The sequence below is a fragment of the Mycobacterium yunnanensis genome, assembly GCF_025823185.1.
Lineage (GTDB): Bacteria > Actinomycetota > Actinomycetes > Mycobacteriales > Mycobacteriaceae > Mycobacterium > Mycobacterium yunnanensis.
This window is the reverse complement of sequence record NZ_JACKVK010000005.1, coordinates 106,122-128,273: the sequence shown is the minus strand read 5'-3', so window position 1 is coordinate 128,273 and position 22,152 is coordinate 106,122. Positions and strand designations below refer to the sequence as shown.

Genomic DNA, 22,152 nt, shown 5'->3' with positions numbered 1-22,152 from the left:
TCTCGTCAGGTCGCGGCCAGTTGCGCGCCGTCAGCGAAATCGGTGCTCCGAGAAAGTGTTTCCCACTGCTGGATATCACGGTCGACCGCGGCGCGTGCGGCGCCGATCAGCCGCAGGGCGTCCGAACCCAACACCAGATGAGCTGGAGGTTCGCTCTCCTGCAGGATGGCGAGGATCGCGTCGGCCGCCCGTGCCGGGTTGCCCAGCTGATTGCCACTGGCCGCGACTCGTCGGGCCCGAATGGGATCGAATAGCTCGTCGTAGTCGGCGATGGTGCGCTCGGCCCGGGTCATCGAACGGCCGGCCCATTCGGTGCGGAATGATCCGGGCTCGACGGCGGTGACGTGGATGCCGAACGGCGCGACCTCGTGCCGGAGGCTCTCCAGCATGCCCTCCACCGCGAATTTGCTTGCGCAGTAGGCAGACATCCCGGGAACCGCCATCAGACCCGCCATCGAGGTGACCGCCATCAGATGCCCGGCGCGTCGCTTCCGCATGTAGGGGAGTACCGCCTGCAAGGTGGCCGCGACGCCGAACACGTTGGTCGCGAACTGCGCCTTCAGATCGGACAGGGGCGTCTCCTCGAAGATGCCTTCCACGCCGTAGCCCGCGTTCGCGATCACCACCTCGATCGGCCCCACGGTCGACTCGACGTCGGCGACGATACGGGTGACGGCGGCGTCGTCGGTGACGTCGAGCAGTCGGGCGTGGGCTCGATCCGGCGCAGTGGCCTCGAACGCCGCCGCGTCCTCGGGCCTGCGCACCGTGCCCACGACACGGTGCCCGGCCTCGAGTGCGCCCGCGGCGATCGCTTGGCCCAGGCCGCTGCTCACTCCGGTGATGAAGAACGTCGTCACGGTTGCCTCCTCGAGATTGTCGTCGACGTGCGTTAGTTGACACAGTGTTGATTTTTCTCGATGGTCTGTCAAGTGTCTTGCGGCGGGCATGGCGACGGGCTGCGACGACGAGATGCTGAAACATATTGACCAAGAGGGCAATTCGTGGCCTCCGGTTTTATTCGCCGAACTGGCGTCGTGAACCATCCGAGACGGCTAGCGTGCCGGGCGGTACGTACGTCTCGTCAGCGACACACGATCGGGGTCAGTCGGCACATGGGGGCATCAGCGCACGTAGGTCGGATCGGCGGCTTGGCCGCAGCCCTCGGAATCGGTGTGGCCGTCGGGTTGGGGTGTGGCGTCGCCTCGGCCGATTCGACCGGGCAGGGCGGTCCGACGGAGTCGTCATCGTCGGCATCATCGTCGTCCTCGGAATCCGGCACGTCGTCGCCGACGGACTCCTCCCCGGGCCAGACGACCGGTTCGGCGACGCACGACGCCGGCGCGCCGACCAAGATCGAGACCGAGACCTCCAAGCCCGTGGTCACGGTGACGATCACCAAGTCCAACCGCGGCTCGCACTCGACGCCGACGAAGTCCACGGCCGATCCCGCGAACGCTGCGAAGCCGACCAAGAAGAGCGAGCCCGCGAAGGACGACGAGCCCGCGAAAGACCACGAGCCCACGAAGGACCGCGAGGCAAGCACGACGTCGACGGCCACCTCGGATGAGAAGCCGACGACGAAGGAGCAACCGCCCGAAACCGGGTCGACGTCAGCCCCAAGCACCGGCTCGGCCACTGGCACCATCGCCGAGACCCCGCCGGCCACCCCCACCGCGAGCCCCGCCGCGACCCACGGCGCGGTCACGGCAGTCGCCGGAGATGCGGGCACGGCGGACTCGCAGACCGGAGGCTCGCCGGCAAAAGTTCCTGACTCACCGATTTCGTGGGCGGTGGCGGCAGCGGCACGCAAGGAGACGTTGGTTCCTGCCGTCACCAAGACCAGTGCCGTGACCGCGTCGACCCTCGCCGCCCCGAGCGCCCTCGCCGCTGCAACCCCGGCCCTCGTCGACACGACCCCACCGGTGGCCGTCATCCAGACACCGCCGCTGGCGTGGTTGCAGCAGATTCCGGTCATCGGACCGGTGTTCGTGACGCCGATCGTCGCCGCCATCCACATGATTCCGATCGTGGGCGACATCATCCATCCGTTCATCGGCTACCCGGTGCAGTTCGGAGCGCCCGGCGCTCCGGTGCCGCGCGACGTGATGATCACGTCCTTCGACGGCACGCAGATCTACGTCCACTTCATGCCGGCGGCCGGATTGCCGGCCAAGGGCGTCGCGCCCACCATCCTGGAGGGACCCGGACTGGGGATGCCCGGCTCGACGAGCCTCGAGGTCACCCCGCTGGACGGGATCCTGACCGATGCGCTAGGCGCGGTCGGGGTCGGCACGCTGCGCCACGCCGGGTACAACGTGGTCACCTGGGACCCACGCGGCGAGTATCGCTCGGGCGGCCAGCTCGAGTTGGACTCCGCGGACTACGAGGCAAAGGACGTCTCGGCGATCATCAGTTGGCTGGCGACTCAGCCTGAGGCACAACTCGATTCACCCGGTGATCCCCGGATCGGCATGGTCGGTGCGTCCTACGGCGGCGGCATCCAGTGGACCACCGCGGCCACCGATCATCGGGTCGACGCCATCGTGCCCAGCATCTCCTGGAACACCCTCAACACGTCGTTGTACAAGAGCGACGCCTTCAAGAGCGGTTGGGGCAGTCTGCTGACCGCCGCCCTCCTGCTCACCGGCGCCCGCCCCAACCCCGAGATCTATCCCGCGGCCATCAGGGGCTTGTTGACCGGGTCGATCACCGAGGAACAGCAGGCGCTCCTCGCAGACCGCGGACCCGCCGCCCTTCTCGGCAGCGTCACCGCCCCGGCTCTCATCATCCAGGGCACCGTCGACACCCTGTTCCCCCTGCAGGAGGCGCAGGACAACGTGGCCGCCTTGGCCCCGAACGTCCCCGTCAAGGTGCTCTACTTCTGCGGCGGTCACGGACTCTGCACGAACAACCTCTTCGATCCCACCGACGGGCAGGTCGTCACCGACGCGACGCTGAACTGGTTGGCGCGTTACGTCAAGGGCCAGAACGTCTCGACCGGGCCGGCGTTCGAATGGGTCGACCAACACGGGCAGTACTACACCTCGAACACGTATCCGTCGGCTGCCGGTGCGCCGATCGTCGCCTCCAGCGGCCAATCCGGCGTACTGCCGCTCGTCCCCCTGCTCTTCGGGTCCGGGCCATTGTTCGGCGTCCTGCCGATCGGCGCGACCGCCGCGCTGAACGCCGTCAACGTGCACATTCCGACGGTCGCCACGACGACGTACGTGGTGGGTGCGCCCACACTGACGCTGACCTACTCGGGTACCGGGACCAGTCGCCACGTCTTCGCTCAGCTCGTCGACGACTCGACCGGCAACGTGCTGGGCAATCAGGCGACGCCCATTCCCGTCACGCTCGACGGCCAGACGCACACCCTGAGCATCTCGATGGAGCAGGTGGCGCAGACGCTGAAGCCGGGTCAGACGCTCACACTGCAACTGGTCGCCTCGACCGCCAATTACGAGAACTTCGGTGCCTTCGGCGCGCTGACCGTCTCCGGCCTGCAGGTGTCGCTGCCGACCATCACCGACGCGGTGGCCGTCGGCGCGGCGCCGGCATCCGTGGTGGCGTAGCGCGGGGTTCCCGACCTGGCAGAGTGACTCCGTGTCCGACGACGACCACGACGCCGTGCGTGCCCTGCTGGCCTACCTGGGTGCCGCGATGGTGGCGACCGGACAGCCCGTCAGCGACGTGGAGGACGAGCTCGCCGAGGTGAGCACCGCCCTGGGCTTCCCCCACGTGCAGATCGCGGCGTCACCGACCGGGGTCTTCGTGAATCTGGCCAGCGGTCTTCCCGCCACCTTCGAGTCGGTCCAGGGCGGACTGCGTCTCGACCAGGCCGCCGAGGTGCGGTCGATCCGGCATCGGTTGTCGCAGTCGACGCTGTCGGTCTCCGAGGCCACCGACGAGCTGCGCGCGTTGCGCGCCCGCCCACCCCGATACCCGCCGTGGATGGCCAACCTCGGCTGGATCGCGATCGCCACGGGCATCGCCCTGATCCTCCAGCCCGGCGGGCCGAACGTCGCCTTCGCCGCCGCGGGAGCAGTCGTCGTCGTGGTGCTGTTCCGGCTGGGCCAGCGTTTCGGACTGGTCGCCACGCTGCTGCCGACGCTGGCGGCGTTCACATTGGCGTGCGGTGTGTTCGCCGCGTCCAACGCGGGCCTCCTCGACGGTCCACTGCGGACCCTGCTGCCACCGTTGGCCGTCCTGCTCCCCGGCGCGTTGATCGTCACGGCGATGTCCGAGCTCGCCGCCGGTGACATGGTGGCCGGGGCGTCTCGGCTGACCTTCGGACTGGTGCAGCTGTTGCTGTTCACCCTCGGCATCGTGGCGGCGAGCCACGTAATACCGGTCCCCGCAAACGACTTGACGAATCTCCGAGTCGACGAGCTCGGCTGGTGGGCCGCACCCGTCGGGCTGATTCTGATCATCATCGGGATCGGCGTGCTGGAGAGCCCGCCGGTGCGTCTGCTGCCGTGGATCACCGTGGTGCTGGTGCTGGCGTTCGCCGCTCAAGGCTTCGGCCAGCACGTCGGCGGTGCGGCGCTTGGCAGCTTCCTCGGTGCCGTCGCCGCCACGCTCGGCGCGTCGCTCGTCGAGGCGGTGCGACCCAATCTGCCGCGTCTGGTGGTCTTGCTGCCTGCGTTCTGGCTGCTGGTGCCCGGCAGCCTGGGCCTGCTGTCCACCACGACACTGGTGACCAATCCGGGTGGTGGCGGAGCGAATGCGTTCGGCGTGGTGACCGTGGTCTGCGCAATCGCAGTCGGACTGTTGGTGGGCGCTGCGGCCGCACGCTCCTTCGGCGGCGTCCTCGGCCGCATGCGCCGTGGGTATCCCTTGCGGGGGCGCGGCCGGCCGGGCCGCAGCCTGTTGCGCTGAGCTCGGACTAGCCTCGGTCGTGAGGCGCCCCGAGGTCTGGAGGTCACCGCATGACGCCACCGGCTCAGCCAGTCCTGACCGCCGACGACCCCGTCGTACTCGACTTGGTGGCCGCGCTGCCGCCCGGACGGGTCGTCGTCGACGCCGACGTCGTCCGCAGTCTCAGCCGGGACCAGGCGGCCGGTGCGCCGGCCGGCGAACCGGTGGCCGTCGTCCGCGCCCGGAGTACGGACGAGGTCCGCCGGGTGGTCGAGACGTGTCTGCGACACCGGACCCCGGTCGTCGCGCGCGGTGCGGGTACGGGACTCTCCGGTGGGGCCAACGCCGTCGACGGCTGCGTGGTGCTCTCCTTGGAGTCGATGGCGGAGATCCTCGCGATCGACCCGCTGGAGCGGCTGGCCGTCGTGCAGCCCGGGGTGGTGAACGACGACCTTCGTGCGGCGGTGGCCGAGCATGGGCTGTGGTATCCACCCGATCCGGCCAGCTCGCCCTGGTCGACGATCGGCGGCAACGTGGCCACCAACGCCGGCGGGGTCTGTTGCGTCAAGTACGGCGTCACCCGGGAGTACGTGCTGGAACTCGAGGTGGTGACCGGCTCGGCCGACGTGGTGCGCATCGGTCGTCGGACCGCCAAGGGCGTCGCCGGTTATGACCTGGTCGGGCTGCTCGTCGGCTCCGAGGGCACCTTGGGCATCGTCACCGAGATCACCGTGCGCCTGCGCAACCTGCCCAGCCCACCGATCACCGTCGCGGGGTTCTTCTCGTCGCTGGTGGCTGCCGGCACCGCGGTCCGTGCGGTGGGCGAGGCAGGCATCACGCCGTCGGCGCTGGAGCTGATGGACCGGTATTGCCTTCGCGCCGTTGACGACTGGAAGCAGATGGGCCTGACCGACGCGGGCGACGTGCTGGTGCTCGCGCGAGTGGACGACGCCGAGCCCACCGGCACCGCACTCGCCGACGCGATCGTCGAGCACTTTCGCGCCAGCGGTGCGACCTGGGCTGAGCGGTCGACCGATCCCGACGAGGGTGACGCATTGTTCGCGGCTCGCCGCCTGGCCTATCCCGCGCTCGAGCGGCTGGGGCCGGTCATCACCGAGGACGTCTGCGTGCCCAAGCAGCACGTCCCCGAGATGCTGGCCCGCATCGAGGCGCTGGCGGCCCAGCACGACGTGAAGATTGCCAACATCGCGCACGCCGGCGACGGAAATCTGCACCCGCTGATCATCGGACCGTCCGACGAGGACGCCGAGCTGTGGCCGCGCATCCATGCGGCCTTCGACGGGATCTTGGCGGCGGCGCTGGCGCTCGGTGGCACCATCACCGGGGAACACGGCGTGGGCCTCCTCAAGCGGGGCGGGCTGGTGGACGAACTCTCGCCGGCGGTGATGGAACTGCACCGGGGAATCAAGGCTGCCATGGATCCCGCGGGAATCCTCAACCCCGGCAAGGTCTTCCAGTGACCGGCGTCAGCGATCGTCGTTGCTGCGCACGGCGGGAAGCACGGCCGAGGTGACGAGATGCCGTCGCAGCCGCCCACCGGAGGTCCGGAACAGGCAGTTCATCGCGGCCACGATGCCGCCGACGTCGTCGCGCGAGGTCAGATAGGTCCAGCGATGCGCGTCCGGCAACGCGAAGAACTGCTCGAAGAAGCCGGGGACGTCCGGCGGTGGCATTCGTAGCAGCGATTCCAGGCCGATTCGCCGGACGTGGTGGACCACGCGGGCGTCGAGCGGCCACACGGTCTTCTGCGCGGCCGCCAGCGCCCCGGCCGGATCGTCTGGAAGGCGGGCCGCCAGCGCCGAGGCGACCCGCGGTGCGAGCCGAAGCGAGCTGGCCAGACTGAACCCGGTCGCGGGGTGGATCAGCGGTGCCGCCGCACCAAAGCCGAGCGTCCCGGGGCCGTTGTGTCGCGGGTGGTCCACCCGAAACGAAACCCGTTCGGTGCGAGCATCTTCCGGTGGCCGGATGCCGTGATGGGCGAGTCGTGCATGAAGGCGTCGACGCAGCGTCGCCAGCGGCAGACCCGGCCTACGCGCCAAAGAGGTCTCCTCCATCAACACCATGCCGTCGCCGAGCGGGATGACGTAGAGGAACGTCGGCCAGCCCGCTTCACCGTGATCGGCGCGCCAGTCCATGAACAGGGCGTCGCCGTCGTCGACCAGCGGCGCGGCCGCAGCCTCGTCGACGATCACCCCGTAAGCGGTCTGGGCAGCGGCTGTTCGGCGTGACGGCGTCCGGTCCAAGGGACGGGCGCCCCCGCCGGCGTCCACGACGACCGAGGCTCGCAGGTGCGACCCGTCTGCCAAGGCGACGACGCCGGCCTCCGGCGACCCGACCACTCGCGCGGCGTGGACACGCGCGTCGGCCAGGCCGTCGGTGAGGTGCTCCTGAAGTCGCGGCACGTCGAGAACCGCGTACTCCCAACCCAATCGGTGCTCCGAGACGGCGATCGCGCGCCCAGCGGCCCGAGCCGACACGACGGATGCGGGAAGGTCATCCGGCAGCTCGGGGCTCCACATGCCATAGGTTGCCGTCCACGGGCGGTCGGGAGCGGGGTCGACGACGACGGTGGTTAGCCCGAGCCGCGCGCAGGCTCCGGCGACGGCCAGACCCGCGGGCCCCGCGCCGACCACCAGAACGTCGGTCCGTCTCATCGAGCCCTGCCTCGTGGCCTCCACACCCCACGAAGGTAGCGGGTGCGGCCGCAGTCAGTTCGCGGTGACGGGGTTCGACCTCTGCAGTGCCCGCCAGGTCGGTCAGACCGCGTCGACGCCGACGGCCGGCCAGGCACTCAGGGCGACGTCGGCCACGGCACGCAGGGTCTCGGCGTTGGCGCCGTCTCGGGCAAGTGACGACATTCCACGCAGGACGACGCCGACGAACTCGGTCAATGCGTCGACGTCGGCGTCTGCGGGCACGTCGCCGTCGTCGACGGCGCGTCGGAGGCGAGTTCGAATGGCCTCCAACCCGTCTCGGCGATGGTCGGCGAGAATCGGGTCGGATATGACGAAACAGCCCGGCGGGTGCTCCACGCTGCAGTACTCGCGCACGGCCACGTCCAAGATCTTGGCGACGACGTCACGCGCGGTCGGTTCCCCCACGGCGTGGGGAACGACGACGGCGGACGTCGTCGAATACAGCGCGACCGCCTCGTCGTAGAGCGCCTTCTTGTCGCCAAAGGCGTTGTACAGGCTCGGCGCGGAGATGCCCATGGTGTCGGTGAGCTCCTTGAGCGACGTGCGCTCGTAGCCCTGCTGCCAGAACAGGTGCATCGCCTGGGTCAACACTTCGGCGCGATCGAATTCCCGCGGCCGTGCCATCACCCCATGCTAGGCCAACCGCATCAGCGCCCCTCCGATCTGAACGCCGAGCGTCTCAATGGGCGCCATCTATGTATTTCCCACCGATGAATGGCCGCCATACGGTAAAGGAATGACCGACGTCGTGATCTGCCATCCGCTGCGCACACCGGTGGGCCGCATGGGTGGGGTGTTGTCCACCCTGACGGCGGCCGAGCTGGCCACCGTCGCGCTCCGCGAACTCGTCGCCCGCTCCGGGCTCGGTGAGGGTGAGGTCGACGACGTCATTCTGGGCAACGGTTACGCCAACGGGGAAGCGCCGGCCCTTGGCCGGATCGCAGCGCTCGACGCCGGACTGGGCACCTCCGTACCCGGTCTGCAGATCGACCGCCGCTGCGGATCGGGTCTGCAGGCGGTTCTGTACGCCGCGGGACAGGTCGCCACGGGTGCCGCGCGCATCGTCGTGGCCGGCGGCGCGGAATCCATGTCCAACGTCGAGCACTACGCGCTCGGCTTGCGCACCGGGGTACGCCAGGGTGGCATCGCCTTGCTCGACCGCCTGGACCGTGCCCGCGAGACGGCCGGTGGCGCAGATCATCCCGTGCCGGGCGGAATGATCGAGACCGCTGAGAACGTGCGACGCGAGTACGGCATCACCCGCGAGGACCAGGACGAGCTGTCGGTGCGTTCCCATTATCGAGCCGTGGCCGCCCACGACGCGGGTCGTTTCGCCGACGAACTGATACCGGTGACCGTGCCCGGCGCCCGGGGCCGGCCCGACACCGTCGTCGACCGCGACGAGCATCCGCGCGCCGACATCACCGCCGAACGGTTGGCCGCACTGCGTCCCATCCGTGCGAAGGTCGACGACCAGTCCACCGTCACCGCCGGGAACGCGTCCGGCCAGAACGACGGCGCCGCGATGTGCATCGTCACCACGCGCGCCGACGCCGACGCGCGCGGCCTGACTCCGATGCTGGCCCTGCGATCCTGGGCGGTGACCGGCTGCTCGCCCGAGGTCATGGGCATCGGACCGGTCGGAGCCACCGCCGCGGCCCTCGACCGAGCCGGGCTGACCCTCGACGACGTGGATCTCATCGAGGTCAACGAGGCGTTCGCCGCCCAGGTGCTGGCCGTCCTCGCGGAGTGGAAGGTCGACCCGCTCGACGAGCGCGTCAACCCGAATGGCTCGGGGATATCGCTGGGACACCCCATCGGGGCCACCGGCGCGCGCATCTTGGCGACGGCGGCGTACGAGGCGCGTCGTCGTGACGCCCGCTACGTCCTGGAAACCATGTGCATCGGGGGCGGACAGGGCCTGGCGGCGATCTTCGAAACGGTGCGCTGACGGGTTGGCGGCGCGAGTCGGGTGATCTCGCAACGTCTTTCTGACCGTCGGGGTTTCATCGGCAACTCGACATTGGCAGGAAATGGGACTGTGATGTCGTAAATTCGCTTGTCCCCGCCGAAGGCGCGTGTGGAGACTGAGAAGGTGAAGGACGCCTCCTCGAATCGACTGTCCATCGTCGCGGCCGTGGTCACCGTCCTGTTGTGGGCGTCGGCGTTCGTGGTCATCCGGTTCTGCGGCGCGGCATTCAGCCCCGGCGCCCTGGCGTTCGTCCGGTTGAGTGTGGGCACCGTCGCTCTGGTGGCGGTCGCACTGATCTCGCGGCCACCGCTGCCGAGGGGACGCGGGTTGGCACTGGTCATCGGCTACGGCGTGCTGTGGTTCGCGGCGTACACCGTGGTGTTGAACTGGGCCGAGCAGCATCTCGACGCCGGAACCGCTGCCCTGCTGGTCAATTTCGCGCCCATCCTGGTCGCCGTGTTGGCCGGACTGTTCCTTTCCGAGGGATTTCCACGCCCGCTGGTGGTCGGCATCGTCGTCGCCTTCACCGGCGTGGTGCTTATTGCTATGGGCGGGTCTGGCGTGGGTACCAACGACCGTCTCGGCGTGGGCCTTGGCCTCTTGGCCGCGGTCCTCTACGCCGTCGGCGTGCTGCTGCAAAAGGTCGCGTTGAAGACGGTGGACGCCGTTGCCGCCACGTGGGTCGGCTGTGCGGCGGGCTTGGTGGCTACGACCCCCTTCGCCCTTCGGGCCGTCGACGAGGTCGCGAGCGCTCCGCCGATGGCACTGGCCGGGGTGATCTTCCTGGGCGTTGGGCCGACGGCCATCGCCTTTCTCACCTGGGCCTATGCGTTGAACCGCACGGACGCAGGCAAGATGGCTGCCACCACGTTGGCGGTGCCGGCCGTCGCGATCATCCTGTCGTGGCTCTTCCTCGGCGAGGTGCCCACGGTCCTGGGCTTCGTGGGCGGAGCGCTGGCGCTCGGTGGTGTCGTGATCAGCAGGCGACGGACCCTGCCCCGGCCGTTCGCCTCGCACGGCCAACGCTGTCCAGAGGTGACGGTCACGGAGGGCCGCGAGGCCGAATCGACCCGGTCGGTCGGGTGACCCATCACGGACCGAGTCGAGCGGTCCGGGTGATGCGCTCGACCACGTCGAGCAGTCCCTGATCCACCCCGGGCGCGGGGGGATGGCCGCCGAGTGCCTTGTTCAGGGCGTTGTAGTAGAGGCCGTCGCCGATGAGCTTCACGGCGCGGGCGACGTCGAGGTCACCGAGCGCGTCGTGAAGGATGGCCAGCCACTTCTCCGACGCTGCTTCGATCGCGGCGCGTGCCCGTTCGTCGCCGGACTGCCGCAGGCGTGAGACCGCGACCAAGGCGCGGTCCAGCGGGGTGTCGGCGTACTGCGACGAGCGGACGTAGTACCGCGCCGGCCCCTCGTCGGCGGTGCGCATCCTGTCCGCGTCGACGGCGGCCAGGACGGCCAGGCGCTCGCAAAGGCCAATGCCCAGTTGATCTTTCGACGGAAAGTGATACAACAGCCCGCCCTTGGACACCTCTGCCCTGGCGGCCACCGCTTCCAGTGTGGCCTGTCGCTCCCCCTCGGTGATGAGGAGGTCCGCATACGCATCCAGGATGCGGTCGCGAGAGGAGGTCACGAAGTCAGTTTACGACGGAGGCCCCGAAGTGTACCGTCTGGACGGTGTAGATCCGTGCCGCGGCATGGGCGCGGAAGTGGAGGAATGACGATGGGCACCTACCGGAACCTGTTGCGGGTCCCGGGTGTGCTGAACGTGACGGCCTCGCAACTGTTCGCGCGGCTGCCGCTCGGCATCCTGTCGTTGGCGATCCTCATGCACGTTCACCGCTTGACCGGCTCGTACGCCCTGGCGGGCACCGTGGTCGCCGCCGTCGGCGCCGGTGAAGCCGTCGCCATGCCGCTGACCTCGCGGCTCGCCGGACGTGTCGGGGTGGCCCGCACCCTCGTCACCGCGGCCACCGTCAACGCCGTCGGCACGCTGGGACTGGCATTCGCCGGCGCGGCGGCGGTGCCGCTGATGGTCCTCGGAGTCATCGTGGGAGCGTCCATCCCACCGCTGATGCCCGTCGTACGGGCCTTGTATCCGCGGATGGTCCCCGACGACGAGGTGCGCACGCTCTTCGCCCTCGACACCACTGCGCAGGAGCTCATCTGGGTCATCGGACCCGTCGCGGCCACCGTCCTCGCGTCGAGGATCTCGACCCTCTTCCCGTTGATTCTCTGCGCGGCGGTCACGCTGATGGGGACGATCTGGTTCCTCCTCGTCTCGTGGCGGCTGCATCCCGAGAAGGCGGTCAGCGAGAGCAGGTTCGGACGCGTCCTGTTGCACCGCGCGGTCATCTTGGCCATGGTGTCCAGCCTCGTCCTGGTGGGCTCGTTCACCGCACTGGAGGTGGGCATCATCGCGGCACTCGGCAAGAACGGCTTTACCGCTGGAGCCGCCATCGCCTCGGCGAGTGTCGGTTCACTCCTTGGCGGACTGGTGTTCGGACATCGGCGACTCGGACTGTCCGGAGTCGTCGTGGCCTTGTCTGCCGTCGGCGTCGGCGTCGGCCTCTACGGCGCAGCCGACGCCCTGCCCCTGCAGTTCGCCGCCCTGTTCGTCTCGGGCGTCGGATTCGCCCCGGCCATGTCGGCGCTCTACCTGATGGTGTCGCGAGAAGTCGGACAGCACATGGCCACCGAGGCCTTCGGGTGGCTCAGCAGCGCGACGATCGTCGGTGGATCCATTGGTACGGCCGTCGCAGGTGTCGCCACCGATTCGCACGGTCCCAACGGCGCCGTGGCGGTGTCGATCGTCATGACGGTGCTGGCCGCCGTCAGCCCTCTGGTCGCGAGGGCCTTCGGCCCGTTGCCCGGTCTGGCCAAGGTGCAGGCGCAGAAGCAACCGGCGTCCTGCGCCACCTGAGCCGTCGCTAGGCGGGCAACAGCTCCTTGGCGTACAACGATGAACCGGACGCGTCGCACAGATCGACCGTCAGTGCGCGGGTGTCCGCGTCGACGTGCACCGCGCCGAAGTGCTGAAAGCCCTCGGCAGGGGAGGTGTTCTTCTCCCCTGGAGCGTGGACGAATTCGTAGCGCGCGCCGAAGGTTCCATCCAGCGGACTCTGGGGGAACGCGCCTGCGTTCAGGGGTCCCGAGACGAACTCCCAAAACGGTGAGAAGTCGGTGAAGCCCGCCTGCTCGGGGTGATAGGAGATCGCCGCGGTGTAGTGCACGTCGGCGGTGAGGAACACGACGTTGCGAACCTCCTTGGTCTGGCTCAAGATTCGCGAGAAGGCGATCTCCCTGCCTAGCGGTCGGCCGTTCTCGCCTTGGGCGACGGCCTCCATCGACGGGGGGCCGCCGACCGGGTCGGAGGCGGTGTCCGGCACGACGATGCTGATCGGCAGGTCGTTGGCGACGACCTTCCACACCGCGGTCGACGACCTCAAGCCGTCGACGAGCCACTGCGTCTGTTCGCGACCGAGGATGCCACCGTCGTCAGACGTCGACCACGCGCTCGGATTCGGATCCTTGTAGGAGCGCATGTCCAGTACGAACACGTCCAGCATGGGCCCGTAGGAGATCTTGCGATGCAATCGACCGTCGGCGGCCTCGGAGGGTTCGACTGGCTGCCACTCGCGCCACGCCTGATAGGCGAGACCGGCCAATCCGTCGACGTCGGTGTCGGTGTAGCCCTTGCGCCTCTGGCCTGCCAGCGACTCGCCGGGGAACCAGTTGTTGAGCACCTCGTGGTCGTCCCACTGAATCAGCTGTGGGACAGTCGCGTTGAAGCGGAGGTAATGCGCGTCGGCGAGGTTGTAGGCGTAGTTTCCCCGAAAGTCGTCGAGGGTCTGGGCAACGTGGTCCTTTGCCGCGGCCGTGACGCTTCGGTACGTGCCACCGTCGTTCTGGACCTGGGTCTCGGGCACCGGGTTGTCGGCGTAGATGGCGTCACCGGAATGCAGGAAGAAGTCCGGTCGTCGGTCGGCCATGGCGCCGAAGATGCCCATGCCGCCCTCGCGGTTGATGCCCCAACCCTGGCCGACGACGTCGCCGGACCAGACGAACGTCACGTCCTTCGGTCGAGTGGGCACGGTGGTGAAGACACCGACGGCGGGTTCGGAGGTGCCGCCGTCCTCACCTTCGAACGTCACCCGGTAGTGCACCGTCTGGCCAGGTTCGAGGCCGGTGACACGGAGTCGCCCGGTGCCGTCGGAGGCTGGTGTCACCCGCGGCCCCTCGATTCGCGCGGGGTTGGAGAACGACTCGGTCGCCGAGGTCTCCACGATCATGCGGGCCGGTGAGTCGGAGCGTGCCCATATCAGAGCGCCGTCGGGGCGCGGATCACCGCTGGCGACGCCGTGGGTGATGCGCGGACGAGTGGCGAGCAGGCCGGTGCTGGCCGGACCGCTGCTGCCGGGGCCTCCGCAGGCCTGCAGAGCTGCGGTGGTGGGCACGAGTAGCGCCCCGGCCAATGAGCCGCGGAGCAAGGTTCGCCGACCGATTAGTCGGTGTTCGTCGTGGGCCACCGGGCCAGCATGCGGTGCCGGTGCGACGCGAAGGCCAACGTGGATGGGGAAGTGGGCGACCGACGGGTGTCGGGCCGGTTAACGGATCACTACGGCAGCCGGCGCGAGGAGATCAACCCATCGGTCACGTCGCGGCGCAGCAGGTCGAGGATCGAACGTCGGCGCAGGGGAGCACTCGATGTATGCGATTGCTGCGCAACGCCTTCGAGCAGATCGGCGAGGGCCTCGGTCGCCGTCCATGCCGGCGCCCAACCGAGCTGCGTTCGTGCGCGCGTGCAGTCCAACAGGGGCACGCTGAATGCCAGATCGAGCCACCCGCGGTCGATGTGTTGCAGTCGTGCCCGCCACGACAGGTCGACCAGGGTGCCCAGCACCGCGGACGGAACGTGGACGGGACGTGCGCCGAGCACCTCGGCGACGTCGTCGCGACCCATCGGCGGCTCGGCCGACAGGTTGTAGGGCCCCGTGGCGTGATTCTCGACGGCGAGGACGATGGCAGCCGCGACGTCGTCGGCGTGGATGATCGGTATGCACAGCTTGCGGTCGAGCGGTAGCAGGGGGAGCAGCGGAACCAGTTGCATCGGCACGTATTCCGGCAGTCCGTAGCGCATCAGGCCGCTGGCCGCGGCGCGCTGCAGGATGAACCCGGGACGCATCCGCGCGATGGGAATGGCCGAACTGCCCAGGCGGCTCTCGTATTCGTCGAGGGCCGATTCGGCAGCGGACTTGTCGCGGCTGTAGGGCGACGTGTCGATTCCGGTGGTGGGCCACGACTCGTCGACGCGCTGACCGTAGCGTCCGGCGGCGTAGGTGCCGACCGAGGACATATGGATCAGCTGCCCCACCCCTTGGGCGTGGGCAGCCTGAAGGACGGCCGACGTACCGCCGACACCCAAGCGGTTGAGGTAGTCGACGTCGCGTGTGGGCTGAAACCCCCAGGCCAGATGAATGACGGCGTCCGCGCGCTCGAAGACGTGGCGCAGCCGGGCGGGTGCGTCGGGGTCGGTGAGGTCCAGCGGGTGCCAGTCAACGCGCTGGTAGACGCCGTCGGGCGGTGGCGGCCGACGCACGACGCCGACGACGTCGTGTTCGGGTGGCAGGGCGCGCAGAACGGCGGTTCCGACGTTGCCGCTGGCACCGGTGATCACGATGCGCATCAGTCGAGCCCCTCCACTAGCCAAATGGCGCCGTCGCGAACCTCGACGGGGAACGTGCGAAGCGGTGCAACGTTGCCGAACGCCTTGATGGCCCACGAATACGGCTTGAAACCGAAGATGCGTCCCTTGGGGCCCGCGGTCATGGTTCCGTCCGTGACGTCGTAAGCCGCACGATGCCAGGGACATTCGAGGCAGCCGTCGTCGGTGACCCGACCCCGGCCCAACTTGGCGAACTGATGGCGGCAGAGGTTTCCCGTCGCGAACGGCGTGCCGTCGGGGGTCACGCCGACGGCCAAGACGCCGTGCTCGGTGGTGGTCACCTCTGTGACGCGCCGCTCGTCGAGTTGGTCGACGTCGAGGAGACGCCGACCCGCCGCCTGCAGCGGGTGGTCGTGAAGGATCGGCGGCAGCGCGCCCGGGGTCTGCACTCCGCGACCGTGCGGATCATTGCGAAGGATGCTCATTGGGCGCAGATACCCGGCCCGCGGTCAGTGAAACGGCTCTCCTGTGCGTTCCCACTTCAGATTATGGCGGGATGGGGGCCTTGCGGCAAGACCCCCGCGGTGGGGCATGATCTCGCGACCAGGCCATCGAGTAATGGGAGAAATAGTGCCGCATCCACCAAAACCGTTCGAACCGCACGAGTCTGGTGCGTACTTGCACGGCACCAAGGCTGATCTCGAGGTTGGTGACCTGCTCGTTCCTGGGCGCACCTCCAACTACCAGGAGGATCGCGTGATGAACCACGTCTACGTGACCAAGACGTTGGATGCGGCGGTGTGGGGGGCCGAGATGGCCAAGGGTGAGGGTCGGTGCCGCATCTACGTCGTCGAACCGGAGGGTGCCGTCGAGGACGATCCGAACGTGACGGACAAGAAGCTGCCGGGCAACCCGACCATGTCGTACCGCACCCGGCAGCCGGTGCGAATAGTCGGCGAACTCACCGATTGGGTGGGCCACACCGACGAGCAACTCCACGCGATGCGCGACGGGCTGGCCGATCTGAAGCGTCGAGGGCTCGACGTCATCTACGACTAGCGACCGACGTCGACCACTTCCCGAAATCGTCTGAGCAACTCGTCGTTACGCCGCGCTCTCGTCCCCCGGCTCGACGAGGAGTCGTTCGGGGTGGTGAAGGTAGTTGATGCGGGCTTGCCCGACGTCGAGTTCCGGGGGTGGGATCCATTGCACGACGCCGTCTCGAAGCTCGACAGTCCAGCCGTTTTCGGCCAGGCGATTGTCCCCACCGCAGGCCAGGGTGACGTCGTCGACGTCGGTCAACCCGTTCCTCGCCCACCCCGTCATGTGGTGCACCTGCGCGCCGTACCCGGGGACGGTGCACCCGGGTTTGGTGCAGCCGCGGTCGCGGGCATGAAGCACGATCCGCTGCCCCACCGACGCGAGGCGCTTCGTGCGGCCGAGGTACAGGGCTTCGTTGGTGTGCTTGTCGAAGACCGCCAGATAGTGGTGAGCGTGGGAGGCCATGCGGATCAGGTCGGCCATCGGCAGCAGCGACCCGCCCCCGGTGACACCCGACCCGGATCCCGATTCCAGATCCTGCAGGGTGGTCGAGACGATGACGGTGACGGGTAACCCGTTGTGCTGAACCAACTCACCCGAAGACAGCACGGACCGCCCGATCGCGATCAGTGCGTCGTGGTTGCGTTGGGTCGCGGTGCGGTCGTCAGTGTCGATCTGTTCTTGGGTCGGTGTGCCGGAGGTTCTCGGTTCGTGGTCGGCGGGGTTGCACATCCCGGGGGCGGCGTATTTGGACAGGATCGGTTCGATCGTGGCCCGGGCTTCGGGGTCCAGCAGCCCGGTGAAGGGGGTCATCCCGTCGGCCTGCTGCTTGCCCAACCGGAAGAACCGCTTGCGGGCCCGTTCCACGTCGTCGGGTTTGGGACCGTCCTGGTCGATGGCGGTCATGAGTGTCTTGGCTGTGTTGCCCAGTTCCTCGGGACCGGTGCCCGACCCGATGTGCACCAACGTCTTCTCCGAGAGTTCCCGCACTTCGGGGTCCACCCACGTGGGCAGCTTGTCGAGGAAGCCTCGAATCACCGACACGTGTTCGGGTCCCAGCACCCCGTGGGCTTGGGCGTCGGCGGTCGGGGCCAGCTTGGGGTCCAGCGGCTGCCCGTTCATTGCCGTCCGCGGCCCGAGATCCTCGGCCTCAGCCAGTCTTCTGCGGACTTCCTTGCCGGAGATGCGCAACCGTTGGGTCAACACGCTTCCCAATGACTTGGCGCCCAACTCGACCGGGGACGCTTCGCGGTGCAGTCGGGCGATCACCCGGTGCCCGACCGTGGGCAGCTGCCAAGTCACCGTCTCCAGTTCCCCGAGCAACTCGACCAGTTCGAGGTGGGTGAACTGGTCACAGTCCAGGGTGACGAGTTCGGCCACGGCAGCACGGATCCCCGCGACTGCTGCGGTGACCCGATCCGAACTCATACTCGAACATTAGTACGACCCACCGACAAGAAATCCAAATCTGTGACCACTGAAACCAATGTGGCACAGGAGTTTTGGAGCCTCGGCGAATTCGCTCAGAGGCGGGCAAGGACATCATCGGACTGCAGCACACCGACGACTTCCGGCCGCGTCGCCGCACAAAGTCACGGCATGCGGACGGCTCTTGGGGCCCCTACCGGCGACATCGGCTGGGATCAGCCTCTTCGCGGAGTCGCGCTCGGGCCTCCGGCCATTCCGGATGCACCCCGGCCGGCATGGCCGCCGTCCAGAAGCTGAACAGAGAACTGGCCATTCTCGGCCGGAATCGGGTCATCGACTCGACGTGCGGGCGGCCGGCCACCGCCGAGTCGAGCGCCGCGCGGTCTCGCCATGCCGAGAGGGTGTAGAACTCTCGCCTCGCCGGGTGGGCGACCAGTGAGACCCCTACTGCCCCCGGAGCCCCGAGCATCTGTCGTCGAATTCGCAAGGCCGCCAGGAAGAACGGCGCTACGTCACGCCACGAGACGACCTCGAAGCGGGACGCCATCACGACGACCTCCGCCCCGGCGGGGATGGCGGCGCGGTCCTTGGCGGCTGTCCACGGAAGTATCGGCATGAGTCTCTCCTGGTTCGTCCGGTCGTGGCCTGGACTCACAGTACACAATTGACATGTCAACTGTGGAGTATTACGCCGAAGAGGCCCGGCGGGGTCAGTGCGGCCAGTCGACGCCGAACTCCTCGGCCCCGTCGACCAACCACTCCGCGAGGTAGCGGGCGAAGGACGACCGCACCAGCACCCGGTAGTCGGTCCCGTCGTCGTCGAGGGACGTCAGGACGACGGCGGCCTGCCCGAGCATGGTCTGGACGGCGGTACCGGTGGCGAACGCGGAGGGGTGCAGGTCGATCGAGCAGCCCTTGGCGAGGACGTCACGTGCATGCTCCCCGCGGAGCCGCAGGGTGGTGCGCTGGGCCGAGACGTCGACTGCGGCACCGCCGTGTTCGGCGACGGCCTGGCGCAGCCGCGACTCCAGGTCCTCGGGCGCCTCGTTCGTCGAGGTCACCAGCCACTCGTCGGGTCCGAACCAGATGACCGTGACGTCCGCCGCGGTGGCCGTCGTCGACGCCGTTCGAGGCAGGGCGTCCACGCCAAGGGCCCGAGCCGCCGCCGCGGCACCGGGGCTCGACGGGTCGACCCACAGGTCCACCATCGCGACGAACGGCTCCTCGGCCACCGCGGCCGACGCCGGCAGTCGAGCGAACTGCTCGGCGAAGCCTTCGAGCGGACTGTGTCGGGTGAGGCTGGCAGTGGCCCTAACCATCGCGACGGGCTCCTTCGGGATCGACGAGCACGGATCCGGTGACCTCCACCGGCACCAGGGTCCCGTTCACCGGGACACTCAGGGTGTCGCCGATACGGGCATGGCCACCCTTGACCAACGCGAGGGCGAACGGTCGCCCTAGTTCGGCGCTGCGGTAGCTCGACGTGACGTGACCGAGCATCGGCACCGGCGGCGGTGGCAGCTCGCCGTCCGCGGTGGGTTCGACGATCTGGGCCCCCTCGGGCAGGACCGTCTGGGCGTCGACCGGAAGCAGCCCCACGAACTGCTTGCGCAGCGGGTTGAGGTTCTCGCTGCGGGTGAAGGAACGCTTGCCGATGAAGTCGACCTTCTTCTTCGACACCACCCAGTTCATCCCTAGGTCCTGCGGGGTGATGGTGCCGTCGGTGTCCTGTCCGATGATGGGGTAGCCCTTCTCGGCACGCAAGACGTGCATCGTCTCGGTGCCATAGGGGGTGATGCCATGACGCTCACCTGCCTCGATCAGCTTCTCCCACAACGCGGTTGCGTACCACCCCATCACGTTGACCTCGTAGGCGAGTTCACCGGAGAAGCTGACGCGGCCGACTCGGACGTGCGCGCCGCCAAGGGTGGTGTCGCGCCAGGCCATGAACGGAAAGGCGTCGTTGCCGACGTCCAGATCGGGGAACACGGCACCGATCACGTCACGCGACTTGGGGCCCACGACGGGGAAGGTGTGCCACTGCTCGGTCACCGAGGTCATCCGGACCCGCAGGTGCGGCCACTCGGTCTGCAACCACTCCTCCATCCAGTCCAGAATGTGGGCGGCGCCGCCGGTGGTGGTGAACACCTGGAAGCGGTCCTCGGCAAGCCGCATCACGGTGCCGTCGTCGATGACCATCCCGTCGGCGCCGCACATCACGCCGTAGCGGATCATGCCGACCTTCAGCGTGCTCATCAGGTTGGTGTAGAGCATGTCGAGGAACTGGCCCGAATCCGGGCCCTGTACGTCGATCTTGCCGAGCGTCGACCCGTCGAGGATGCCGACTCCGCTTCGGGCGGCTCTACATTCGCGAAGGACGGCGTCGTCCATGTCCTCACCGGGCAACGGGTAGTACCGCGGGCGCTTCCACTGGCCGACGTCCTCGAAGACCGCACCCCGCGCCACATGCCAGTCGTGCACCGCGGTGACGCGCTCGGGATCGAACATGTGACCCCGGCTGCGACCGGCCAGGGCGGCGAAGGCGACCGGCGTGTACGGCGGGCGGAACGTGGTGACGCCCATGTCCTCCGGTCGGCGGCCCAGCAGGTCGGCCGTGATGCCCGACGCGACCACACCGGACGTCTTGCCCTGATCGTGCGCGGTTCCAATGGTGGTGTAGCGCTTGATGTGTTCCATCGAGACCATGCCCGCGCCGACTGCCCGCACCAGGTCGGCGACCGTGGCGTCACGCTGCACGTCGACGAACTGACGGGTCGCGGAGGCGGCGTCGCGGACGTACCAGAGGACCGTGCTGGCCCCCGGCGTCCGGACCGGATCGTCCTCACCCGGCAGCGGGCTGGTTGACGCCGTGAAACCAATTGCGGGGAGCGAGGATTCGACGGCTTGACGACCGCTGCGCAGGCAGCCCGGCAGGTCGAAGACTCCGGTCGCCGAGCCCACGACGTCGACGCCGTCGAGCGGTGCATCGGGCACGAACGCGCCGAGGGCGTCGTCGTAGCGCAACGTGCCGCGCACCTGGCTGTAGAGGTGGACCGCCGGGTTCCAGCCGCCACTGACCAGCAGCACGTCGCACTCGATGGCGACCGGGGCCGCGTCGTCGGCGGACAACCGCGACACCACGGCGTGGGTGACGCGGGAATCGCCGCGGGTACCGCTCACCACGGCGCCCTGGTGGACGACGATCTCGCGAGAGGCGCACTCTGCGAGAAGATCTGGCGGTAGGTCCGTCCGAGGGTCGACGATCGCGCTGATCCGTACCCCGGCGTCGTGCAGGTCGAATGCGGCGACATAGGCGCTGTCGTTGGTGGTGAACACCACGGCCTGGTCGCCGACCCGGACGCCGTAGCGGTGCAGGAACGTGCGGGCGCCATGGGCCAGCATGATGCCGGGACGGTCGTTGTCGGTGAACACGATTGGGCGTTCGTGCGCACCCGTCGCGACCACGACGCGCCGAGCTCGGATGCGCCAGACCCGCTGGCGGCTGACCGCCACCGGTGCGTCCAGACCGAGATGGTCGGTGCGGCGCTCCAGGGCCAGGACGAAGCCGTCGTCGTAGTGTCCGAATGCGGTGGTGCGCTGCAGGTGAAGCGCCTCGGGGTGGGAGGCCAGCTCGGCGACCGCATCCCGAACCCAGTCCAGTGCCGGTCTGCCGTCGATCGTGTCGGTGCTGCCCAGCAGGGCGCCGCCGGCTTCGCTTTGCTCGTCGAGGAGGACGACGCGGGCCCCGGCCCTGGCGGCGGTGAGCGCGGCCGCCAGTCCGGCCGGCCCTGCCCCGACGACGAGGACGTCGGCGTGGGCGTGGGTGGCGTCGTACTTCGCGGTGTCGGCGATTTCCGCCAGGCGGCCCTGCCCCGGGATGCCCCGGGCGGCCAGACCGTCGAACAGCTCGACGGTCGTGGCCAGCAGCATGGGCTCGGGAAACGGATGCTCGATCTGGACGAGGCCGCCGGTGTCCTCGGCCCACGCGGCGGTGAAACCCCGTGGCCTCCCCAGCTTGATGCTCGTGGTGACCTGATGAATGCCGTTGGCCAACAGGGCCGATGCGAGTGTGTCGCCGGGATGTCCGGTCAGCTCCCGGTCGTCGAACACGAAGGTGTGTGTGGTGGAGCGGTCGACCCGGCCGCCCTGGGCGGTGCGAAAGGCTGCGGTCATGTGTTGGGCCTCTGCTCGTCGGGTCGGTACACGCTCTGGAATCGATAGGTGGCGGTGTCGCGGACGGCGTTGAACCAGCGACGGCACCCCGCACTGTGGCTCCAGCGCTCCGCGAAGAGCCCCTTGGGATTGGTGCGGAAGAAGACGTAGCGGGCCCATTCCTCGTCGGTCAGCGCCTGGGGATCTTCCGGGTAGGGGACGTGTGCCTGTCCGCCGTAGTGGAACTCGGTCTCCTCGCGCGTTCCGCACCAGGGACATTCGATGAGTTGCATGGCTACTCCTGTGTGAACTGA

The 22,152-nt window shown here is 68.6% G+C and carries 20 protein-coding genes; 7 read left to right on the top strand and 13 right to left on the bottom strand.

Annotated features, from left to right (window positions below):
* Window positions 1–5: 5 nt before the first annotated feature.
* Window positions 6–857, bottom strand: coding sequence for an oxidoreductase (locus H7K45_RS07780; protein ID WP_308206395.1), 852 nt, complete (start codon window positions 855–857; stop codon window positions 6–8).
* 224 nt (window positions 858–1,081) lie between these two features.
* Entirely contained in the window at window positions 1,082–1,729 is a 648-nt protein-coding gene (locus tag H7K45_RS07775; RefSeq protein ID WP_263995213.1) for a hypothetical protein, read from the bottom strand.
* Window positions 1,730–1,790: 61 nt separating this feature from the next.
* Between H7K45_RS07775 and H7K45_RS07770 the strand changes: the two genes are divergently transcribed.
* The 3 genes from H7K45_RS07770 to H7K45_RS07760 are packed head-to-tail and all read left to right on the top strand — an operon-like array spanning window position 1,791 to window position 6,341.
* Window positions 1,791–3,575, top strand: a complete 1,785-nt coding sequence (locus H7K45_RS07770; protein ID WP_263995212.1) for a S15 peptidase family protein — start codon at window positions 1,791–1,793, stop codon at window positions 3,573–3,575.
* A gap of 31 nt (window positions 3,576–3,606) precedes the next feature.
* Window positions 3,607–4,881, top strand: a complete 1,275-nt coding sequence (locus tag H7K45_RS07765) for a threonine/serine exporter family protein (protein WP_263995211.1) — start codon at window positions 3,607–3,609, stop codon at window positions 4,879–4,881.
* Window positions 4,882–4,931: 50 nt separating this feature from the next.
* The gene (locus tag H7K45_RS07760) at window positions 4,932–6,341 is read left to right on the top strand and encodes an FAD-binding oxidoreductase (protein ID WP_263995210.1); all 1,410 of its coding nucleotides are present in this window, start codon (window positions 4,932–4,934) and stop codon (window positions 6,339–6,341) included.
* A 6-nt stretch (window positions 6,342–6,347) separates the two neighbouring features.
* Here the strand turns inward: H7K45_RS07760 and H7K45_RS07755 are convergent, their stop codons facing one another.
* The gene (locus H7K45_RS07755) at window positions 6,348–7,535 is read right to left on the bottom strand and encodes a lycopene cyclase family protein (RefSeq protein WP_263995209.1); all 1,188 of its coding nucleotides are present in this window, start codon (window positions 7,533–7,535) and stop codon (window positions 6,348–6,350) included.
* A gap of 102 nt (window positions 7,536–7,637) precedes the next feature.
* Complete coding sequence (locus tag H7K45_RS07750) at window positions 7,638–8,201, bottom strand: TetR/AcrR family transcriptional regulator (RefSeq protein ID WP_263995208.1); 564 nt, start codon at window positions 8,199–8,201, stop codon at window positions 7,638–7,640.
* A 112-nt stretch (window positions 8,202–8,313) separates the two neighbouring features.
* Here H7K45_RS07750 and H7K45_RS07745 point away from each other — a divergent pair, with 112 nt between their 5' ends.
* Complete coding sequence (locus H7K45_RS07745; RefSeq protein WP_263995207.1) at window positions 8,314–9,528, top strand: acetyl-CoA C-acetyltransferase; 1,215 nt, start codon at window positions 8,314–8,316, stop codon at window positions 9,526–9,528.
* Between the two features lie 144 nt (window positions 9,529–9,672).
* Complete coding sequence (locus H7K45_RS07740; RefSeq protein WP_263995206.1) at window positions 9,673–10,635, top strand: DMT family transporter; 963 nt, start codon at window positions 9,673–9,675, stop codon at window positions 10,633–10,635.
* Window positions 10,636–10,639: 4 nt separating this feature from the next.
* Here H7K45_RS07740 and H7K45_RS07735 read toward each other — a convergent pair whose 3' ends face one another.
* Window positions 10,640–11,185 (bottom strand): TetR/AcrR family transcriptional regulator, encoded by a 546-nt coding sequence (locus tag H7K45_RS07735; RefSeq protein ID WP_263995205.1) that lies wholly within the window; start codon window positions 11,183–11,185, stop codon window positions 10,640–10,642.
* Window positions 11,186–11,275: 90 nt separating this feature from the next.
* On the opposite strand from H7K45_RS07735, the gene H7K45_RS07730 reads away from it, so the two are divergent.
* Window positions 11,276–12,475, top strand: a complete 1,200-nt coding sequence (locus H7K45_RS07730; protein WP_263995204.1) for an MFS transporter — start codon at window positions 11,276–11,278, stop codon at window positions 12,473–12,475.
* A gap of 7 nt (window positions 12,476–12,482) precedes the next feature.
* Here H7K45_RS07730 and H7K45_RS07725 read toward each other — a convergent pair whose 3' ends face one another.
* The 3 genes from H7K45_RS07725 to H7K45_RS07715 all read right to left on the bottom strand — a co-directional run bounded on the left by H7K45_RS07725 (window position 12,483) and on the right by H7K45_RS07715 (window position 15,666).
* Window positions 12,483–14,081, bottom strand: coding sequence for an alkaline phosphatase D family protein (locus H7K45_RS07725; RefSeq protein ID WP_372512516.1), 1,599 nt, complete (start codon window positions 14,079–14,081; stop codon window positions 12,483–12,485).
* Window positions 14,082–14,170: 89 nt separating this feature from the next.
* Window positions 14,171–15,238: an NAD-dependent epimerase/dehydratase family protein gene (locus H7K45_RS07720; protein ID WP_263995202.1), complete on the bottom strand. Its 1,068-nt coding sequence runs from the start codon at window positions 15,236–15,238 to the stop codon at window positions 14,171–14,173.
* Window positions 15,238–15,666: a Rieske (2Fe-2S) protein gene (locus H7K45_RS07715; protein WP_263995201.1), complete on the bottom strand. Its 429-nt coding sequence runs from the start codon at window positions 15,664–15,666 to the stop codon at window positions 15,238–15,240. The genes H7K45_RS07720 and H7K45_RS07715 overlap by 1 nt, the downstream gene beginning before the upstream one ends.
* Before the next feature lie 169 nt (window positions 15,667–15,835).
* On the opposite strand from H7K45_RS07715, the gene arr reads away from it, so the two are divergent.
* Window positions 15,836–16,276 (top strand): NAD(+)--rifampin ADP-ribosyltransferase, encoded by a 441-nt coding sequence (gene arr / locus H7K45_RS07710; RefSeq protein ID WP_276069712.1) that lies wholly within the window; start codon window positions 15,836–15,838, stop codon window positions 16,274–16,276.
* Window positions 16,277–16,321: 45 nt separating this feature from the next.
* On the opposite strand, the gene H7K45_RS07705 is transcribed toward arr, so the two are convergent.
* The 5 genes from H7K45_RS07705 to H7K45_RS07685 all read right to left on the bottom strand — a co-directional run bounded on the left by H7K45_RS07705 (window position 16,322) and on the right by H7K45_RS07685 (window position 22,131).
* On the bottom strand, window positions 16,322–17,686 hold the full coding sequence (locus H7K45_RS07705; RefSeq protein WP_263995199.1) for an HNH endonuclease signature motif containing protein: 1,365 nt from the start codon (window positions 17,684–17,686) through the stop codon (window positions 16,322–16,324).
* Window positions 17,687–17,879: 193 nt separating this feature from the next.
* On the bottom strand, window positions 17,880–18,302 hold the full coding sequence (locus tag H7K45_RS07700) for a DUF3291 domain-containing protein (protein WP_263995198.1): 423 nt from the start codon (window positions 18,300–18,302) through the stop codon (window positions 17,880–17,882).
* 94 nt (window positions 18,303–18,396) lie between these two features.
* Window positions 18,397–19,005 (bottom strand): sarcosine oxidase subunit gamma, encoded by a 609-nt coding sequence (locus tag H7K45_RS07695; RefSeq protein WP_263995197.1) that lies wholly within the window; start codon window positions 19,003–19,005, stop codon window positions 18,397–18,399.
* Entirely contained in the window at window positions 18,998–21,859 is a 2,862-nt protein-coding gene (locus H7K45_RS07690) for a glycine cleavage T C-terminal barrel domain-containing protein (RefSeq protein ID WP_263995196.1), read from the bottom strand. The genes H7K45_RS07695 and H7K45_RS07690 overlap by 8 nt, the downstream gene beginning before the upstream one ends.
* Complete coding sequence (locus tag H7K45_RS07685) at window positions 21,856–22,131, bottom strand: sarcosine oxidase subunit delta (protein ID WP_263995195.1); 276 nt, start codon at window positions 22,129–22,131, stop codon at window positions 21,856–21,858. Before H7K45_RS07685 ends, H7K45_RS07690 begins: the two co-directional genes overlap by 4 nt.
* Between the last annotated feature and the right edge of the window lie 21 nt (window positions 22,132–22,152).

What these genes read in the sequence shown, in the direction of transcription:
- H7K45_RS07760 (WP_263995210.1), top strand. Translation starts at nt 4,932, where the DNA reads ATGACGCCACCGGCTCAGCCAGTCCTGACCGCCGACGACCCCGTCGTA.
- H7K45_RS07755 (WP_263995209.1), bottom strand. Translation starts at nt 7,535, where the DNA reads ATGAGACGGACCGACGTTCTGGTGGTCGGCGCGGGGCCCGCGGGTCTG.
- H7K45_RS07750 (WP_263995208.1), bottom strand. Translation starts at nt 8,201, where the DNA reads ATGGCACGGCCGCGGGAATTCGATCGCGCCGAAGTGTTGACCCAGGCG.
- H7K45_RS07745 (WP_263995207.1), top strand. Translation starts at nt 8,314, where the DNA reads ATGACCGACGTCGTGATCTGCCATCCGCTGCGCACACCGGTGGGCCGC.
- H7K45_RS07730 (WP_263995204.1), top strand. Translation starts at nt 11,276, where the DNA reads ATGGGCACCTACCGGAACCTGTTGCGGGTCCCGGGTGTGCTGAACGTG.
- H7K45_RS07720 (WP_263995202.1), bottom strand. Translation starts at nt 15,238, where the DNA reads ATGCGCATCGTGATCACCGGTGCCAGCGGCAACGTCGGAACCGCCGTT.
- arr (WP_276069712.1), top strand. Translation starts at nt 15,836, where the DNA reads ATGGGAGAAATAGTGCCGCATCCACCAAAACCGTTCGAACCGCACGAG.
- H7K45_RS07705 (WP_263995199.1), bottom strand. Translation starts at nt 17,686, where the DNA reads ATGAGTTCGGATCGGGTCACCGCAGCAGTCGCGGGGATCCGTGCTGCC.
- H7K45_RS07700 (WP_263995198.1), bottom strand. Translation starts at nt 18,302, where the DNA reads ATGCCGATACTTCCGTGGACAGCCGCCAAGGACCGCGCCGCCATCCCC.
- H7K45_RS07695 (WP_263995197.1), bottom strand. Translation starts at nt 19,005, where the DNA reads ATGGTTAGGGCCACTGCCAGCCTCACCCGACACAGTCCGCTCGAAGGC.
- H7K45_RS07690 (WP_263995196.1), bottom strand. Translation starts at nt 21,859, where the DNA reads ATGACCGCAGCCTTTCGCACCGCCCAGGGCGGCCGGGTCGACCGCTCC.
- H7K45_RS07685 (WP_263995195.1), bottom strand. Translation starts at nt 22,131, where the DNA reads ATGCAACTCATCGAATGTCCCTGGTGCGGAACGCGCGAGGAGACCGAG.